The organism is Pseudomonas sp. Larv2_ips (genome assembly GCF_963879675.1).
Classification (GTDB): domain Bacteria; phylum Pseudomonadota; class Gammaproteobacteria; order Pseudomonadales; family Pseudomonadaceae; genus Aquipseudomonas.
Map to the genome: position 1 here is coordinate 1,430,365 of NZ_CAWOAW010000014.1, position 15,762 is coordinate 1,446,126.

General features: G+C 61.5%; 16 protein-coding genes and 1 tRNA gene. 10 read left to right on the top strand and 7 right to left on the bottom strand.

Features of this window, described 5'->3' with window-relative positions; genetic code table 11:
• Position 1: 1 nt before the first annotated feature.
• From AACV02_RS13220 to AACV02_RS13235, 4 genes are all read right to left on the bottom strand, one after another.
• Complete coding sequence (locus AACV02_RS13220) at positions 2 to 448, bottom strand: DUF411 domain-containing protein (RefSeq protein ID WP_106579073.1); 447 nt, start codon at positions 446 to 448, stop codon at positions 2 to 4.
• A 111-nt stretch (positions 449 to 559) separates the two neighbouring features.
• The gene (locus AACV02_RS13225) at positions 560 to 1,018 is read right to left on the bottom strand and encodes an SRPBCC family protein (RefSeq protein WP_119740152.1); all 459 of its coding nucleotides are present in this window, start codon (positions 1,016 to 1,018) and stop codon (positions 560 to 562) included.
• A 90-nt stretch (positions 1,019 to 1,108) separates the two neighbouring features.
• On the bottom strand, positions 1,109 to 3,100 hold the full coding sequence (locus tag AACV02_RS13230; RefSeq protein ID WP_119740154.1) for a methyl-accepting chemotaxis protein: 1,992 nt from the start codon (positions 3,098 to 3,100) through the stop codon (positions 1,109 to 1,111).
• A gap of 145 nt (positions 3,101 to 3,245) precedes the next feature.
• A complete protein-coding gene (locus AACV02_RS13235; protein WP_119740156.1) occupies positions 3,246 to 4,241 on the bottom strand; it encodes an aldo/keto reductase in 996 nt (331 codons plus the stop codon).
• 120 nt (positions 4,242 to 4,361) lie between these two features.
• On the opposite strand from AACV02_RS13235, the gene AACV02_RS13240 reads away from it, so the two are divergent.
• Entirely contained in the window at positions 4,362 to 5,276 is a 915-nt protein-coding gene (locus AACV02_RS13240) for a LysR family transcriptional regulator (RefSeq protein ID WP_119740824.1), read from the top strand.
• Here AACV02_RS13240 and AACV02_RS13245 read toward each other — a convergent pair.
• Positions 5,267 to 6,172, bottom strand: a complete 906-nt coding sequence (locus tag AACV02_RS13245; RefSeq protein ID WP_119740158.1) for an AraC family transcriptional regulator — start codon at positions 6,170 to 6,172, stop codon at positions 5,267 to 5,269. The two genes, AACV02_RS13240 and AACV02_RS13245, sit on opposite strands and share 10 nt — an antisense overlap.
• Before the next feature lie 102 nt (positions 6,173 to 6,274).
• Here AACV02_RS13245 and AACV02_RS13250 point away from each other — a divergent pair, with 102 nt between their 5' ends.
• From AACV02_RS13250 to AACV02_RS13270, 5 genes are read left to right on the top strand one after another with little or no spacing between them, the layout of a single operon-like run.
• Positions 6,275 to 6,835 carry a carboxymuconolactone decarboxylase family protein gene (locus tag AACV02_RS13250; RefSeq protein ID WP_119740161.1) on the top strand — a complete coding sequence of 187 codons (561 nt, stop codon included), beginning with the start codon at positions 6,275 to 6,277 and terminating at the stop codon, positions 6,833 to 6,835.
• 51 nt (positions 6,836 to 6,886) lie between these two features.
• Positions 6,887 to 7,948 (top strand): acyl-CoA dehydrogenase family protein, encoded by a 1,062-nt coding sequence (locus AACV02_RS13255; protein ID WP_106579080.1) that lies wholly within the window; start codon positions 6,887 to 6,889, stop codon positions 7,946 to 7,948.
• Positions 7,945 to 8,748 carry an ABC transporter ATP-binding protein gene (locus AACV02_RS13260; protein WP_119740163.1) on the top strand — a complete coding sequence of 268 codons (804 nt, stop codon included), beginning with the start codon at positions 7,945 to 7,947 and terminating at the stop codon, positions 8,746 to 8,748. The genes AACV02_RS13255 and AACV02_RS13260 overlap by 4 nt, the downstream gene beginning before the upstream one ends.
• Complete coding sequence (locus AACV02_RS13265; RefSeq protein ID WP_119740165.1) at positions 8,735 to 9,934, top strand: ABC transporter substrate-binding protein; 1,200 nt, start codon at positions 8,735 to 8,737, stop codon at positions 9,932 to 9,934. The genes AACV02_RS13260 and AACV02_RS13265 overlap by 14 nt, the downstream gene beginning before the upstream one ends.
• An 11-nt stretch (positions 9,935 to 9,945) precedes the next feature.
• The gene (locus AACV02_RS13270; RefSeq protein ID WP_372239330.1) at positions 9,946 to 10,692 is read left to right on the top strand and encodes an ABC transporter permease; all 747 of its coding nucleotides are present in this window, start codon (positions 9,946 to 9,948) and stop codon (positions 10,690 to 10,692) included.
• Positions 10,693 to 10,733: 41 nt separating this feature from the next.
• Here AACV02_RS13270 and AACV02_RS13275 read toward each other — a convergent pair whose 3' ends face one another.
• Positions 10,734 to 10,871 carry a hypothetical protein gene (locus AACV02_RS13275; protein WP_164487942.1) on the bottom strand — a complete coding sequence of 46 codons (138 nt, stop codon included), beginning with the start codon at positions 10,869 to 10,871 and terminating at the stop codon, positions 10,734 to 10,736.
• A 173-nt stretch (positions 10,872 to 11,044) separates the two neighbouring features.
• On the opposite strand from AACV02_RS13275, the gene AACV02_RS13280 reads away from it, so the two are divergent.
• The gene (locus AACV02_RS13280; protein ID WP_053255884.1) at positions 11,045 to 11,239 is read left to right on the top strand and encodes a hypothetical protein; all 195 of its coding nucleotides are present in this window, start codon (positions 11,045 to 11,047) and stop codon (positions 11,237 to 11,239) included.
• 9 nt (positions 11,240 to 11,248) lie between these two features.
• Here AACV02_RS13280 and AACV02_RS13285 read toward each other — a convergent pair whose 3' ends face one another.
• The gene (locus AACV02_RS13285) at positions 11,249 to 11,632 is read right to left on the bottom strand and encodes a fe2+ zn2+ uptake regulation protein (protein ID WP_119740169.1); all 384 of its coding nucleotides are present in this window, start codon (positions 11,630 to 11,632) and stop codon (positions 11,249 to 11,251) included.
• A gap of 238 nt (positions 11,633 to 11,870) precedes the next feature.
• On the opposite strand from AACV02_RS13285, the gene pvdQ reads away from it, so the two are divergent.
• The 3 genes from pvdQ to AACV02_RS13300 all read left to right on the top strand — a co-directional run bounded on the left by pvdQ (position 11,871) and on the right by AACV02_RS13300 (position 15,743).
• Complete coding sequence (gene pvdQ / locus AACV02_RS13290; RefSeq protein WP_119740171.1) at positions 11,871 to 14,150, top strand: bifunctional acylase PvdQ; 2,280 nt, start codon at positions 11,871 to 11,873, stop codon at positions 14,148 to 14,150.
• A 212-nt stretch (positions 14,151 to 14,362) separates the two neighbouring features.
• Positions 14,363 to 14,436, top strand: a tRNA-Cys gene (locus AACV02_RS13295).
• Positions 14,437 to 14,738: 302 nt separating this feature from the next.
• The gene (locus AACV02_RS13300) at positions 14,739 to 15,743 is read left to right on the top strand and encodes a hypothetical protein (protein ID WP_119740174.1); all 1,005 of its coding nucleotides are present in this window, start codon (positions 14,739 to 14,741) and stop codon (positions 15,741 to 15,743) included.
• Positions 15,744 to 15,762 lie beyond the last annotated feature (19 nt).

Below are 15,762 nucleotides of genomic sequence, written 5' to 3' on the forward strand. Positions count from 1 at the left end.
CTCAATGGGCCGGGTAGTCGGCCACCACCACGTCTTTGCCTTCACGGGTCAGGCCGATGACCTGATAGGCGTCGCTTTTGCCGCCCATCTCCATGCCCGGTGACCCCATGGGCATGCCCGGCGCCGCGATGCCGAGCAAGTCGTCGCGCTTGCGCAAGGCCAGCACCTGTTCGGCGGGCACATGGCCTTCGACGAATTTGCCGTCGATCACGGCGGTGTGGCACGAGCCCAGGCGCGGTGCCACGCCCAGGCGCTGCTTGACGGCACTCATGTCGGCTTCGACATGGTCGTTGACTTTGAACCCGTTGCTTTGCAGGTGACTGATCCACTTTTTGCAGCAGCCGCAGTTGGCGTCGCGGTGTACGTCGATAGGGATCAGCTCGGCAGCCTGGGCCAGGCTGGAGGTGAGCAGGGCTGAAAGCAGGGCCAGTCGCAATGGGTTTTTCATGCGGGTCTCGTGAGCAAGGGGACGTCGTCGGAATGGGGGGCGATCATGACGACGTCATCGCAGGCAAGCCAGCGTCTACAGGTCGAAGAAGGTGCCAGTAATGTTTCCAAATTATACGAAGGGCGCGTTTTCCAGCCGATGCTTGAGCTGGTCCAGGGCAATGTCGGACAGCTCGACCATGCGCTCATGCAAGGTGGCCAGTTGCAGCTCGGTTTCGTAGGTCAATACGCGCTTGAACAGCGTGCCACCGCGATGGGGCTGCAAGAAATAGTGAATGGCGCCGTCCACGGCCAGGGAAGTGAACACAGTCTTGAATTCAGTTGGATGGCGGGCGATTTGCACGCGATAACTCATGGGCACACGCACACCCAGCAGGTCGATGACTTCGGTAAAGCGGGTGCCGGCCGGGAGTGAGCCGGTGGTACCGGTGTCGGCACTGAGGGAAGTGGGGTGCCACTCGTGCCAGCGGTCAGGCTGGGTCACGTAGTCGTAAACGACATCAATGGGGGCTTCGATAAACCGTTCCTGAATGATCCGCTCCAAGCGGCTCGAATGCTCGACAGCGTGCATGACACACCTCCTGTGTGGCGAGACTTTGCACTAGGAGCTGTCAGAATAGTCGCACTCCCGTGTTTTGCACGGGAGTGTTTCATGCATTTATCAGCGCACCTTGAAGCGACTCATCAACGCAATCACTCGGCCATTGGCGTCCAGCAGGCTTTGTGTATTGGTTTCAGTGGCGTGGCCACTTTCCACCAGTTCTTCGACCATATGTCGGATCTGCACCATGCTGCGGTTGATCTCCTCGGTCACCGCGCTTTGCTGCTCGGCGGCAGTGGCGATTTGAGTGCTGAGGTTGTTGATATGGCTGACCGAGCCGGCCATCTCGTCCAGGCCAGTGTTGACTCGCGCGGTTGCATCCGCGGCCGACTGGCAACTGGCCTGGGTGTTTTCCATGGCGGTCACCGACGAACTGACCCCGGTGGTCAGGCGTGCGAGCATTTCGTTGATCTGCGAGGTGCTGGCCTGGGTGCGTGCCGCCAGCGCCCGGACTTCGTCGGCCACCACCGCAAAACCACGGCCTTGCTCACCGGCCCGCGCCGCTTCAATCGCAGCGTTCAACGCCAGAAGGTTGGTCTGGCCGGCAATTGCGCCGATCACGCCAAGGGTTTCGGTGATGCGAGCAGCGTCCTGGCGCATGTTTTCCACGGTGTGGGTGGCGCTGGCCACTTCGCCGATCAACGCGCTGACGCTGGTGGACGCTTCTCCGACCACCACCCGTGAGCGGTCCGCGTGTTCGTTGGCGCGCTGGGTGAAGGAGGCGGTTTCAGCGGCGTTCTGCGCCACGGTGTCGGCAGTGGAGCTCATTTCGGTGATGGCCGTGACCGTTTGATCGGTCTCCGAGGCATGCCGCACCAGAATCCGGTTGGTTTGCGCCGATGTCTGCTGCAATTGCTCAAGCCCCGTCGACATGGCGCCCGTGGCCAGGGTCACTTCACCGATCATGTTTTGCAGGTAGATGATGAAGCGGTTGACCGAATGGCCGATAGCGCCCATTTCATCTTCCGCACGGATGGTGATGCGGCGTGTCAGGTCGGCATCGCCGGCAGACAGCGCGTCGATATTGATGCTCAGCGACTTCATGCGCTGCACCAGTTGGCGGATGGCATAGAACGCCAGCAGCACCAGCAGCAACACCATGGGAATTTGCAACAGGGCCAGGCTGCCGAGCACATCATCACGCTGAGCGGTGATCAGCGAGGTCGGCAGGGCGGTAGCCAGGAACCACGGCGTGCCCTCGATCGGGCGCATGTAAAAGGTGCTGGCCACGCCCTGGTTGTCGAATTCGGCGCGCTGGGCCTGGTCGCGGTGGGCGAGGGCCTTGCTGACCTGAGCGGCAAACGCCGAGGTGCCAGCCAATTCGCTGATGTTTTTCAACACCACCGGGCCGCTGATGCGCGTGCTGTTGCTGATGATCTTGCCGTCGCCCTCGACGATCAGCATTTGCCCGCCGATGTCTTTCTCTTTGCTGGCCACCAGGTCATTGAAGAAACCCAGGGTCACGTCAATGGTGGCAACGCCGTAGGCGGCACCGTCGCGCTGGATGGCCATGGCACAGTTGGTGCGTGGCTCCTGGCTGGCGTCGTCTTTGTAAGCCGCCGCCCAGGCGCACTGGCCACGCGGTGAGGCGAGACCGCCTTTGTACCAGCTCTGGTCGTAGTAATTGGGCGCCGCGTCGCTGTTCCAGAAGGTATTGACTGCCAGCTTGCCCGACGCATCGCGGTGCCAGAACGTGCTGTGCTTGTTGCGCCCCGGCGTGCGCTGATTCGGCAATGGCCAGATGCCGCCGCCGAAGACTTTCAGCTCGCCGTACTGGTCCACCAGGCCGGGCAGGACTTTGTCGATGGCATCGCTGTCGAGCAGGGGGATGGTCTGGGTGATGCTGCGTTGCTGGGCCTGAACCTTGTTCAGTTCGCCCTGAATCTGTTCGGCTACTTCCGCGATGCGGTTGAGCACCACCTGTTCTTCAGTGTGCCGCAGCTTGGGCGCGACCAACTGGCCGATCCCCACCACCGTCAACACAAATAACACCAGGACGAACAGCACCAGAAACAGGGTGTAGCGAGTTTGGATGGAGCGCAGTGGGGGCATGAGGTCGTCCTTACGAAGCGTTTATTATCGACGCGGCTGTGTTAGAGCTTCATCGGGCTATCGGCTTGGCAAGGAGGAGCTTGAGGTACCATCGTGCAAGAAAAGTCAGCGCGCACCGTCAGTGGGTGCGCCCTGACCACACAGGCTATTTATTCACCAGGCCCATTGACGCTTCGGTGTAGCGCAAACCCGCGGTAGCACCCACCGGAAAGATCGACGTCAGCGCCGCCAATTCGGCAGGTTTCAAGCTGATATCCAGGGCCGCCACGTTTTCTTCCAGGTATTTGCGCTGCTTGGTGCCCGGAATCGGGATCAGGTAATCACCCTGTGCCAACACCCAGGCCAGCGCCAGTTGCCCGGCTGTCACGCCTTTTTGCGCAGCCAGCGCTTTCACTTGCTCCACCAGCAGCAGGTTTTTGGCAAAGTTCTCACCTTGAAAACGCGGGCTGGAGCGGCGGTAGTCGTCGTCGGCGAAATCCTCCGGACTTTTCAGCGCGCCGGTGAGAAACCCGCGCCCCAGCGGGCTGTAAGGCACAAAGGCGATGCCGAGGCGCTGGCAGGCGGCCAGGCAACCGTTGTCTTCCTGGTCGCGGCTCCACAGCGAATATTCACTTTGCAGGGCGCTGATCGGGTGCACCTTGTGTGCGCGCTCCAGGCTGGCCGCGGAGGCTTCACTCAGGCCCAGGTAACGCACCTTGCCTTGCTTGACCAGCTCGGCCATCGCGCCGACGCTTTCTTCGATTGCCACGTCGGGGTCAACGCGGTGCTGGTAATACAGGTCCAGCGTTTCGATGCCCAGACGTTTCAAAGTGCCGTCAATGGCCTCGCGAATGTACTCGGGGCGGCCATTCACACCGCGTGCCGACGGGTTGGCCGGGTCACGCACAAAGCCGAATTTGCTCGCCAGAAACACCTGGTCGCGTTTGCCGGCGATGGCTTTGCCGATCAGTGCCTCATTGGTGTGCGGGCCATACATGTCGGCGGTGTCGAGCAACGTGACGCCCAACTCCAGGGCGCGGTGCAAGGTTGCAATCGCTTCCCGGGTATCGGTGCCGGTGGTGTAGAAATCAGTCATGCCCATGCAGCCCAGGCCGATAGCGGAGACGTGAGGGCCGTTTTTGCCGAGTTGGCGAGTATGCATCGGGAGAGCTCCTTGGAAGGGAAAGGCCCCCATTGTTCTCCTCGACAACTGAGGTATAAAGCGGCTAAAACCGCTATCACTATTAGGATTTTCTAAACAATGCCACGGGAGAGCCTGGCTTTGGACCGATTTAACGCCATGCGGGTGTTTACCCGAATCGTCGAACTGGGTGGCTTTGCCAAGGCCGCCGACAGCCTGCAACTGCCACGCGCCTCGGTCACTATCCTGATCAAGCAACTGGAAGCGCACCTGGGCGTGCAGTTGCTGCAGCGCACCACCCGGCAAGTCAGCCCGACGCTGGATGGCGCCGCGTACTACCAGCGCTGCGTCAGCTTGCTGGCAGACCTTGAAGAGACCGAAGCGGTGTTCGCTACCCGAGGCAGCCCGCGTGGCACATTACGCGTCGATATGCCCTCGGGCATCGGCCGATTTCTGGTCATACCCGCGCTGCCGGAATTTTCCACTCGCTACCCGAACATCGACCTGGAAATCGGCCTCAACGACCGCCCGGTCGACCTGATTCGCGAAGGTGTGGACTGCGTGCTGCGCGGTGGCCTGGCGCTGGACGACTCGCTGGTGGCGCGTCCGCTGGCAATGATGGATCAGGTGACCTGTGCCAGCCCCGCGTACCTGCAGCGTTTCGGCGTGCCCGCCAACCTTGAAGCGCTGGCCGGCCACCAGGTGGTGGAATACTTCTCCAGCAGCAGTGGCAAGCGCTATGGCCTGGAGTTTCAAGTAGGGCAGGCGCTGCGCCTGGTGGACCTGCCCAAGCAGGTTGCCGTCAACAGTGCCGATGGTTACCTCGCCGCCTGCGAAGCGGGCTATGGCCTGGTGCAAACGCCTTATTACCACGTCATGCAGCAACTGCAGGCCGGCAGCCTGGTGGAGGTGTTGGGGGCGATCAAGCCGCCGCAATTAGCGCTGACGGCGCTGTACCCGCCGCACCGCCAGCTGTCACCCCGGGTGCGGGTATTGGTCGATTGGCTGGTGGAGCTGTGCGCGCGGCCGGGCAATGGGTTGCAACGTCAGGCTTGAGCCTTGCGATAGGCGCCGGGTTGCTGCCCGGTGACCTTGTAAAACGCTCGGGTAAACGCCGCCACCGATTGATAACCCACGGCCAGCGCCACATCCGCCACGGTCTGGTTTTGCTTGAACAGTTGGCAAGCGTGGCGCATGCGCATCATCAACAGCACTTGCCCCGGCGACTGCCCGCACAACTCGTTGAAGCGCTTGAAAAACGCCGAACGCGACAGCCCGGTGCAGGCGGCCATGCTTTCCAGCGTCCAGGCATCAGCGGGGTGCGCGATCAACTGTTCCAGCAGGTTGGCGAACGCCGGTTGCCGGCCCAGTGCGGCAAGGCCGCCCAATTCGGGGTTATCGATGACCTGTTGACGCAGCACGTACAGAAACAGCAGGTGGCAAAGACGTTCCAGCAAGGCCGAAGAGGGCGCCGGTGTGCGCTCGCATTCTTGCAGGATCAGTTCGAACAGGTTGCGTGCGGCGATTAGGGACGGGTCGCCGGCACGCAGGATGATCCAGGCGGGCAGGGTGTCGACGATCATGGCCGACAAGCCCGAATGAAAGTGAAAGAACCCGCAGACCAGGCCCACGCCATCGCTGGCCAGGCTGTCCAGCGGCAGCATTGGCCGGCGCGGGCACTCCTGCGCGCCGGCGGCCGTGGCCTCGCCGGACAGACGATAGGCCAAATCGCGCAACAGAAACACCGCGTCGCCATTGTTCAGCTGCAGAGGGGTGGATTCTCCATCGATATGCAGCCAGCATTGGCCCTGAACGATCAGGTGAAAGCTCGCCCTCGCCAGCCCTTGCGTGCTCGCATGCCAGTCACCGCAATAGCGGCCGACATGGAACAGACTGGTGTTGAGTTCGAGGCTGTCTAATAACCAATCGACAAGTGCACTGGACGAATTCATCTAACGGAAAGACTCAAGAGCAAGTAATCGCTACTTTAGCCTATTGAGGCGATTTTTTATAACCAACAGACTGGATACACGAATCCATCAGGAGACCACTCCATGTCCCGTGTACCGTTGCTCACCCCCGAAACCGCGCCGGAAGCCGCCAAACCCTTCCTCGAAAACGCCCTGAAGGCCTCGGGTTTCATCCCTAATCTGCTCGCCGTATTGGCCAATGCACCGGCTGCGCTGGAAACCTACATCACGGTTTCGGGCCTCAACGCCAAGGCAGAATTGAGCCTGGCCGACCGCGAAGTGGTGCAGCTGATTGCCGCCACCACCCACGGCTGTGATTTTTGCGTTGCCGGCCACACCGCCGTGGCGCGCAACAAGGCCAAGCTGCCTGAAGACGTGATTGATGCGCTGCGCCAGCGCGGCGAACTGCCCAATGCCCGCTATGAGACACTCGCCGCCTTTACGCGCGAAGTGATCGCCACGCGCGGTGATGTCAGCGATGCAGGCTTCGGGGCGTTCCGTGCTGCCGGTTATTCCGAAGGCCAGGCCCTGGAAGTTATTTTGGGCGTGAGCCTGGCAACCCTGTGCAACTTCGCTAACGTGTTTGCCCGTACACCGCTGAACCCGGAGCTGGCGCAATACCGTTGGGAAAAACCGGCAAGCTGAAGCGCGCATGCGTCGGCGATGGTCCACCTGCTGTAACAAGGAGAAACATGAATGCTTGACCCAATCTTGAGCCGTTGGCTCGATGTTCAAGCGCAGGCCCTGGATGTGGGCAGTTGCGATCCACAGGAAGTGCTGCCAAGGCTGGCAGAGTCCAATGTCTTACGTATCGGCGTGCCCAAAGCGCTGGGTGGCCTGGGCGGCGACGTCACCGCCGCGGTTGACGCCATCGCCAATGTCGCCAGCCATTCCCTGGCGGCGGCATTTGTCTGCTGGGGCCAGCGTTCCTTTATCGAATATTTGCTGCAAAGCCCCAATGAGCGACTGCGCGAGCACCTGTTGCCGGACTTGCTCAGCGGCAAGCTGGCCGGGGCGACTGGCCTGTCGAATGCGATGAAATTTTTGTCGGGCATCGAGACCCTGCAAATCAGCGCCGAGCCGACCGAAGACGGCTGGACCCTCAACGGCCGCCTGCACTGGGTGACCAATTTACGCAAGAACGGCTTTGTCGCGGCGGCCGCTATCGAGCATGCCGCGGGCGGTGCGCCGTTTATCCTGGCGATTCCCGATTCGGTTGCCGGCTTGCAACGCTCGCGCGACCTCGAACTGATGGGGTTGCAGTCGAGCAACACCGCCGCGTTGGGCCTCGAAGGCGTCGAGCTGAGCCGTGAGTGGTTGTTGCATGAAGATGCGCGCAAGTTCCTGCCGGCGGTACGCCCGGCGTTTCTGGGCTTGCAATGCGGCATGTCCATTGGCCTGGCCCGTCGTTCGCTGGCGGAGGTGGCCAACCACCTGGGGTCGAGTCGTACAGTGTTGCGCGATGAGTTGGAAGCGCTGCGGGTGACCCTGGATCACTTGGTCAACGACCTGAAAAAGGGCCTGCTCGCCGGGCGCTTTGCGGCCGAGCCTGTGCCGCTGTTCAAGCTGCGGATTGCCCTCGCCGAAACTGCCGCCAGTGCCGTGCAGCTTGAACTGCAAGCCAGCGGCGGCAAGGCCTACCTCACCGCCCACGGCAGCGGTTTTGCACGGCGTTGGCGTGAATCGGCCTTTGTGCCGATCGTGACGCCAAGCCTGGTGCAGTTGCGCACCGAGTTGCATCGCCAGGCCAATCTATGAACCAGGCGGTATTGACGGCCCAGGGCATTTGCCTTGGGTATGCCAGCGGCCCCGTGTTGCAAGGGTTTGATTTGCAGCTGCAACCGGGCGAAGTGGTATCGATCCTGGGCCCCAGCGGCGTCGGCAAATCCAGCCTGTTGCGTGTGCTTGCCGGTTTGCAGGTGCCCCAGGGCGGTAGCGTGCGCGTGCTGGGCGAGCCGTTGAATGGCCCGCATCCGCGCGTTGCAGTGGCATTCCAGGACCCCAGCCTGTTGCCCTGGCTGAGCCTGGAAAAGAACGTCGCATTTGGCCTGGATTTCGCCCGCCAGCCGCACTTGAGCACCGAGGAGCGGCGCCGTCGCGTTGATCACGCCATTGCTGCGGTCGGGCTGGAACATGCCCGCCAACAGTTTCCGGCGCAATTGTCCGGCGGCATGGCCCAGCGCACCGCATTGGCCCGCTGCCTGGCACGCCAGCCACAGGTGCTGTTGCTGGATGAGCCGTTCGGCGCGTTGGATGAAGTCACCCGCGCCGACATGCAACACCTGCTGCTCAAGGTCAACCGCGAGCAAGGTTCGGCGGCGGTGCTGATCACCCACGACATCGACGAGGCGCTGCTGCTGTCCGACCGCATCCTGCTACTGGGCAACCGCCCGGCGCGGACGTTGGGCGAGTGGCACATTGACCTGCCACAGCCGCGTGAAGAACAGGTCGAGGCCATCGGCGCGCTGCGTATCGACATTCTGAAAACCTTACGGCAGGCGAGCCGCCCTCAACCCAACCCCCTTGAACTGCTGGAGCCCAACCATGTGTCTGGATGACCTCACTCACTCGCGCCGTGACTTTCTCAAACTTTCGGCGGTGCTCAGTGCCGCCGGTGCCATGCCGCTGCTGAGCAGTTTGCAGGCGCGCGCTGCCAGCGAACCGGACGCGCCGGTGCGCATCGGTTATTTGCCGATCACCGACGCCACGCCGCTGCTGGTCGCACACAACAACGGCCTGTTCGAAGCCGAAGGCATCAAGGCCGAGCGCCCGGTGCTGCTGCGCAGTTGGGCCCAGGTGATCGAGGCGTTCATTTCGGGACAGGTCAACGTGATTCACCTGTTGTCGCCGATGACGGTGTGGGCGCGCTATGGCAGCAAGGTGCCTGCCAAGGTTGTGGCCTGGAACCACGTCGGCGGTTCCGGCCTGACGGTGTCGCCGGGCATCACCGACGTCAAGCAACTGGGCGGCAAGTCGGTGGCGATTCCGTTCTGGTATTCGATCCACAACGTAGTCGTGCAGCAGTTGTTCCGTGATAACGGCCTGACCCCCGTGGCGCGTGCTGCCGGCAGTGCGATTGCCGCCAACGAGGTCAACCTCATCGTGTTGCCGCCTTCCGACATGCCGCCGGCCCTGGCCAGCAAACGCATCGACGGCTATATCGTCGCCGAGCCGTTCAACGCCCTGGCAGAAAACCTCAAGGTCGGCCGGCTGCAGCGCTTTACCGGCGATGTGTGGCGCAACCATGCGTGCTGCGTGGTGTTCATGCACGAGCATGACCTGACCAACCGCCCCGAATGGTCGCAAAAGGTCGTGAATGCGATCGTCAAGGCCCAGGTCTGGACGCGCGACAACCGTGAAGAGGCGGTGAAGCTGCTGTCCAAAGACGGCCCGAACCGCTACACGCCACACGCCGAGCCAGTCTTGAGCAAAGTCCTCGCGCCCGCTGCCGCCGACCGTGCTGCCTACCTGGCCGACGGGGCGATCCAGCATGCCAATTGGGATGAACACCGCATCGACTTCCAGCCTTACCCATTCCCCAGCTACACCGAGGAACTGGTGCGGCGCTTGAAGGACACGCTGATTGAAGGCGACAAGAAATTCCTCGCCGACCTCGATCCGGCGTTCGTTGCCAAAGACTTGGTCGACGACCGTTTTGTGCGTAACGCCATCGAGTCGGTGGGCGGCATGAAGACCTTCGGTTTGCCGGATGGGTACGAACGGCACGAGGAGATTGGCGCTTGAATAAAGGCAGAATCCCGGGCTGGTTGCTGGGGCTGAGTGGCTTGGCAGGCTTGCTGTTTTTGTGGTGGCTGGGCGTCAAGGTATTCGGCGACGCCGACGGCTTGTCGGCGCGCTTTTCAGTGGCGGCGACCTTCAGCAGCTTGTGGGAACTGCTCGGGCGCAGCGAGCTGTACCTGCACATCGCGGTCAGCCTGAAACGCATTTTCGTCGGGTTGTTTCTGGCGTTGTGGGTAGGCGTGCCACTGGGCCTGCTGGTGGGCAGTTCGCGCAACCTGGAGGCGGCCACCACGCCGGCTTTCCAGTTTCTGCGGATGATTTCGCCGCTGTCGTGGATGCCGATCGTGGTGATGTTGATGGGCGTAGGCGACCAGCCGATCTATTTCCTGCTGGCCTTCGCGGCTGTGTGGCCGATCATGCTCAACACCGCTGCCGGCGTGCGTCAGCTGGACCCGCGTTGGCTGCAGTTGAGTAAGAGTTTGAGCGCTACGCGCTGGGAAACCTTGCGGCGGGTGATCATCCCCGGCGTGGTGGGGCATGTGCTGACCGGCGTGCGCCTGGCCATCGGTATCCTGTGGATCGTACTGGTGCCGTGCGAAATGCTTGGGGTCAGTGCGGGGCTGGGCTACTACATCCTCGACACTCGGGACCGTCTGGCCTATTCGGAACTGATGGCCATGGTGCTGCTGATCGGGCTGTTGGGGTTTGCCCTGGATGCGTTTGCGCGTTGGTTGCATCAGCGCTGGGTGCATGCTGGCTGAGCGCCCCGGTTTCCGGCCTGGAAAGCGGGGCGCAGGCGCGATCAGCGGTGCTCGTAGCCTGGGCCGCCGTCGTAGCGATGATCGTGCCAGCCGCCACCGCCGCCGTGTGGGAAAAAGAAGCAGCCGCTCATGCTCAGCATGATCAGCAATGGAATCAGCAGTGTGATTCGACGTAACATTTGAAAATCCTCTAGGGTGCTCACAAGGTCAATCAGGCGTGGGACAAGCCAAACTTTTTCATCGCCTGTAACATACGACCCTGCCGACCCTCATCCATCCCCGTCACTGGGTATGTGCTTGGCATGTTCGGCGATACAAAGTGGATACATTTATCAGGTTCAGGAACCCCGTCATGACCCAAAAGCAACGTTTGAAATATTCGATTCTGATTTCCCTTGTGGTGCTGGGGACGATGTTCGGCCTGTCCTACCTGCAGAACACTGGGGTCATCAGCGAAAAAACGTTCCAGTACATCGCCATTGCCGTGGCGGTGACCGTGGTAGTGATCAACGGCATCATGCGCCGCAAGGTCAAGCCCAACTTCTGATCGCGTCAGTCAGGCGCGACCATCGAGCACTTTGGCAGCCTCTTCATGGAGGCTGTAGCTTTTATCGGCATTGAGGGTGATCACGCCCTCGCTGCACAGGCGTTTGAGCACCTCACGCACGCTGAGAAACGACAACGGAATGCCCAGCTCCAGCAAATGGCTGTGCACGCCGCGCACCCCGAGGGTGCGCTGGTTGTCGGCAGCGGTGAGGAGGGCGTCGATGACCTTCAGCCGAATCAGGCTGGTGCGCAAACCGAAGCACTTGAGCAAATGGCGTATACGCTGGTTGCCTTGCTGTTCAGGCGCTTTGCCGAACGCGTGTGCGCCGCCGCTGCCGTAATTGGCGTCGGCGGCCGGTGAATGTCCGTCCGTGGGCAGTTGCGAGTTGTACATGCAAAAAACTCCTTATCAGAGCCTGATCAGGAAAATGATGGCGCTCTTACCTAATAAGACGAACGAGCGACAGAAATCATGAAGTGCTGGATGTAGAAATTTTGTCGGTATCGACTTTGTCACAGCGCGCACGCCTTAAATAAACGCGTCCGGCGGCTAAATTATTCCCGGTTCATTGCGTCCTTACGGTGGGGTAGCTGCCCCTTGTGAGGGTGTTCAATTTGACTGTGGAGCTTGCGTGATTATTTCCAACCGGTTGTCCAGGGTATGCGTGGCGGGGCTGTTGCTGGGGGCGAGTCTTGCCGCGTCGGCGCGCGAGCAAGTGACGCAGGCGTCGGCGGACATTCGCCGCACCACGTTTGGGGTGCCGCACATTCGCGCCAACGACGAACGCGGCCTGGGCTATGGCATCGGCTACGCCTATGCCCAGGACAACCTGTGCCTGCTGGCCAACGAAGTGGTCACGGTGAGCGGCGAGCGCGCCAAGTATTTCGGCCCCGAACAGGCGACCCTGGAGGAGCGCAACAACCTTGTCAGCGATGTGTTTTTCACCTGGCTGAATACACCCCAAGCGGTGAGCGCTTTTTGGAACGCCCAGACGCCACAGATACAGCAGCGGATTGAAGGCTACGTCGCCGGCTACAACCGCTACCTGAAAGAGCAGGGCGCGCCGGCACAATGCCAGGCGGCGTGGGTTCGACCGCTTGTGGCGCAAGACGTGATCAAGCTGACGCGCAGGCTGCTGGTGGAAGGCGGTGTCGGGCAATTTGCCGACGCCCTGGCTGGCGCCACACCGCCTCAAGCCACTGCCAGTGTGAAACCCGGTTTGAAAGCCTTTGAACAGGCATCGGCCAACCAGCAGCGTTTCAGCCTCGACCGCGGCAGTAACGCCGTCGCGGTAGGCCGTGATCGTTCGTTCAATGGCCGTGGCATGCTGTTGGCCAACCCGCATTTCCCGTGGGTGGGCGGCATGCGTTTTTATGAGATGCACCTGACCATCCCTGGCCAACTGGACGTGATGGGCGCCGCGCTGCCAGGCTTGCCGCTGATCAACATCGGATTCAACCAGCATGTGGCCTGGACCCACACGGTCGACACGTCCAAGCATTTCACCCTCTACCGCCTGACCCTTGATCCCAAGGATTCGACGCGCTACCTGCTCGACGGTCAATCCATTCCCCTGGAGAAAACCTCCGTCACCGTGCAGGTCAAGCAGGCCGATGGCAGCCTGAGGCCGCAGGCGCAGACGGTGTACAGCTCGCAGTTCGGCCCGGTGGTGCAATGGCCCGGCAAGCTGGATTGGGACAGCCACTATGCCTTCAGCCTGCGCGACGCCAACCTGGGCAACGACCGCGTCCTGCAGCAGTGGGACGCCATGAACCGCGCTACCAGCCTCAAGGCGCTGCAAACCTCGGTGCACACCCTGCAAGGCATCCCGTGGGTCAACACCCTGGCCGCCGATGACCAAGGCCAGAGCCTGTACATGAACCTGTCAGTGGTGCCCAACGTCAGCGCGGCCAAACTTGCGCAATGCAGTGACCCGCGCGCCGGCCTGCAACTGATCGTGCTCGACGGCTCCCGCAGCGCCTGTGCCTGGGACATCGACCCGCGTGCCGCCCAACCCGGCATCTTCGCCGCCGCCGACCTGCCGCAGCTGGAGCGCACCGACTACGTGCAACACGCCAATGATTCAGCGTGGATGGCCAACCCCAAGGCGCCGTTGACCGGGTTTTCGCCGGTGATCAGCCAGGATCATATCGGCCTGGGACCACGCGCCCGATTCGCCCTGCAGCGCCTGCAATCGTTGGCCAAACAACCGATCAAGGTGACGGACCTGCAAAACATGGTCATGGACAACGAGGTCTACCTCGCCAGCCAAGTCATGCCCGACCTGCTCGCGTTCTGCGCCAACCGCCTCGGCGCGGATGCGGCAACATTGCAGCCACTGTGCATCAGCCTTAAACACTGGGACCAACACGCCAACCTCGACAGCGGCGTCGGCCTGGTGCACTTCATCAATCTGTTCGAACACCTGCAGGCACTCCCCGACGCCTGGCGCGTCGCCTTCGACCCGGCGCACCCGCTGACCACTCCGCGTGGGCTGGCCATCGAGCGCGAACCCGTGGCCAACGCCCTGCGCGAAGCCATGCTGGCCTCGATGGCGGCGGTGAGCCAGCTTGGGTTGACCCGCTGGGGCGACATCCAGGTCTCCGGCCAAACCCCGATGCACGGCGGCCCGCAGCAGCTGGGCATCTACAACGCGATGCAAACCGTGCCACGTGCCGATGGCAAACGCGAAGTCGTCAGCGGCACCAGCTATTTGCAAATCGTCACCTTCGACGACCACGGCCCGCAGGCCCTGGGCGTATTGGCATTCTCCGAATCCAGCAACCCTGCCTCTGGGTATTCGAAGGACCAGACCCGCGCTTTCTCCGAGAAAAAACTGCGCCCGCTGCCCTTCACCGACGCCCAGATCCAGGCTGACCCGCAGTATCAGCAACAGCTCATCCAGGAGTAGGGCAGGTGCGCAACCCCTTGATGCCAATACGAAATATTTTTGAAATCAAGGGGTTGCAGGTAAAAGCAAATGAGTACATAATGGCGCCCATCGAACGCAACGAAGCATTAAAAACTTCAATGTATTCAATGAGTTAGAGTAGAGGCAGGGTTTTATAGCCCACTCAAGTTTTTATGCGGTGAATGTTAGCGATCAGAGCATTTGTCGTTTGAGGCCGAGTAGCAAAATGGTTATGCAGCGGATTGCAAATCCGCCTACGCCGGTTCGATTCCGACCTCGGCCTCCACTCTTAGAAACCCTGTAGATTAACGTCTACGGGGTTTTTTATTGCCCTCAAATTGACTGCGCTCAGCCTGTCATCCGGTTCTTGTGGCGTGATGCTACCACCTCCCATGCCTTACAAAGTTTTTGGAACCTACAAATTACCCCGTCCGTCACTACCCTATCGACGCAATGCTGAGGTGCTGTGACGTGTGTCGGTTTTCTTCATCGACACTGTGTGCGCTGTTTGCGTAGCCGGGTGCACCTCTGGGGCGATAGCTGCTGGGCTCGATTGCGTCTGTATCGGGCTAGACAGAGGACAGGTCAATGACGACAAAACACATACTGTTTGCCGGTGGGTCGGGCATCGTTGGGCGTGCTGCCATCCGGTGGTTTCGTGAGCGCCAGCCCGGTATACCCTTGCTGGTGGGCGGCCGCAATCTGGACGAGGCGCGCGAGGTTGCGCGGGAGGCGGGCGCTGCCCACGCGGTGGCAATCGACCTTGATAAACCTCGCCTGGGCCTTGATGACGGCGTCGCATTAGCGGCGGTGGTCATGCTGGCACCTGATGATGGACTCCGGGGTTTGCGCTATGCGCAGGACTTGGGCATTGCGTACCTGAACATCGGCAACGGGCTGGTAGAGGTAGGGCCGGAGATGGCGCTGTTCGCGCACCGTGCGACGGCGGCGCCCGTGGTCCTTGCCAGCCAATGGGGCGCCGGGGTCGCGGTGTTTCTTGCGCTGCACGGTGTAAAAGGCTTCGAGCGCGTACGATCCATCAGGATCGGGGTTGTACTGGATGCACAAGACGCTGCAGGCCCATTGGCGCTGGAAGATATGCAGCGGCTGAGTGCGGCGGCGCCTGCCGCGTTGGTGTTCACAGGCGGGAAGCGTTCCTGGGTGTCCGGTGACGCCGCCAAAGCCAGGATCAAGGCCATTGACGGTCGGGAGCTTGCGGCTGACGCATACTCTCCGTTCGACATTATCAGCCTCTACGCCGCCACGGGCGCGCCGGATATTCGCTTTGACCTGGCGAGTGGCGAATCATCGAGCCGTCGTCGCGGTGACGCAGTGGCGGCAGAGATCATCGTCGAGATCGAGGGCGAGGCTGAGGGGCGGCCACGACGGTCACGCGCTACCCTTGAGTTCAGGCATGGCCAAGCGTCGCTCACCGGACTGAGCGTGGTGCTTTCGCTGTCAGCCGTGCTGGGCCTCAACGGCGGTTCTCCCTTTTCCGCCGGGCTGTATATGCCCGAGCTGCTTGAGGACGCCGAGGCGTATCTGGATGAATTGCGCCGCGCAGGCGCGGTTATTCACGAAGACATTGAGTAACCGTGACCTGATAACAACG

Coding starts and splice junctions, on each gene's coding strand:
- AACV02_RS13260 (WP_119740163.1), top strand. CDS start 7,945: ATGAACCAGGCGGTATTGACGGCCCAGGGCATTTGCCTTGGGTATGCC.
- AACV02_RS13250 (WP_119740161.1), top strand. CDS start 6,275: ATGTCCCGTGTACCGTTGCTCACCCCCGAAACCGCGCCGGAAGCCGCC.
- AACV02_RS13265 (WP_119740165.1), top strand. CDS start 8,735: ATGTGTCTGGATGACCTCACTCACTCGCGCCGTGACTTTCTCAAACTT.
- AACV02_RS13300 (WP_119740174.1), top strand. CDS start 14,739: ATGACGACAAAACACATACTGTTTGCCGGTGGGTCGGGCATCGTTGGG.
- AACV02_RS13255 (WP_106579080.1), top strand. CDS start 6,887: ATGCTTGACCCAATCTTGAGCCGTTGGCTCGATGTTCAAGCGCAGGCC.
- AACV02_RS13230 (WP_119740154.1), bottom strand. CDS start 3,100: ATGCCCCCACTGCGCTCCATCCAAACTCGCTACACCCTGTTTCTGGTG.
- AACV02_RS13280 (WP_053255884.1), top strand. CDS start 11,045: ATGACCCAAAAGCAACGTTTGAAATATTCGATTCTGATTTCCCTTGTG.
- AACV02_RS13225 (WP_119740152.1), bottom strand. CDS start 1,018: ATGCACGCTGTCGAGCATTCGAGCCGCTTGGAGCGGATCATTCAGGAA.
- AACV02_RS13275 (WP_164487942.1), bottom strand. CDS start 10,871: ATGTTACGTCGAATCACACTGCTGATTCCATTGCTGATCATGCTGAGC.
- AACV02_RS13220 (WP_106579073.1), bottom strand. CDS start 448: ATGAAAAACCCATTGCGACTGGCCCTGCTTTCAGCCCTGCTCACCTCC.
- AACV02_RS13245 (WP_119740158.1), bottom strand. CDS start 6,172: ATGAATTCGTCCAGTGCACTTGTCGATTGGTTATTAGACAGCCTCGAA.
- AACV02_RS13235 (WP_119740156.1), bottom strand. CDS start 4,241: ATGCATACTCGCCAACTCGGCAAAAACGGCCCTCACGTCTCCGCTATC.
- AACV02_RS13285 (WP_119740169.1), bottom strand. CDS start 11,632: ATGTACAACTCGCAACTGCCCACGGACGGACATTCACCGGCCGCCGAC.